General features: G+C 39.1%; 1 protein-coding gene. It reads left to right on the top strand.

Features of this window, described 5'->3' with window-relative positions; translation table 11 throughout:
* Nucleotides 1-182 precede the first annotated feature (182 nt).
* A partial coding sequence (locus EII32_RS11555) for a UPF0236 family transposase-like protein (RefSeq protein WP_255416469.1) occupies nt 183-575 on the top strand: 393 nt, incomplete at its 3' end.

The following is a 575-nucleotide window of genomic DNA, read 5'->3' as shown; positions in this document are numbered from 1 at the left end:
GCAATATATTGACGAGTACTCAAAAATCCCTTGAAGAATTAATTTCTTGAAGGGATTTTACTGTTCAATAGGTATAACTATTTTGAGTTAGTGTAAAATAAATCTCGGAAATGCTTTACCAAATGCAAAAAGTCCTATATCCTAAGATAAACACCACATTTACCTAGAAGGATATAGAACTTATGACTATTGTAACAAAGATTTCCGAGATTTTAAAGTCTAGCACACACTTATCCGAGATGGAAGAAGCTATAACTGCTGTTATGAGAGACATGACAAGTACTATTCTAAGTGATAGATTAGAAGCCTTAGACAAAGAGTTGATTCAGCCTTATCTTTCAGAAGGTTGGGTAATAGACCGTCGGGAAGAACGTCAGCTGACATTTACCTTTGGGACGGTTGTCTTCAAGCGCCGTAGACTAAGAAAGTCAGGTGAGAAGAGTTTCTTGCCCTTAGACAATGCTCTGGGTTTGGCGCCTAGGGAGCGCTTTAGCCCAGGTTTCAAAGAGAAGATTAGTGAGTTGGCAACGGGTATGACTTTTCGTCAGGCAAGTAAAACCTTAGAACTCCTGACC

Source organism: Prevotella sp. OH937_COT-195 (genome assembly GCF_003932845.1).
In the GTDB taxonomy this organism is placed as follows: Bacteria; Bacteroidota; Bacteroidia; order Bacteroidales; family Bacteroidaceae; genus Prevotella.
Note: the sequence above shows the minus strand (reverse complement) of the source record. Positions and strands in the feature narration are given on the sequence as shown.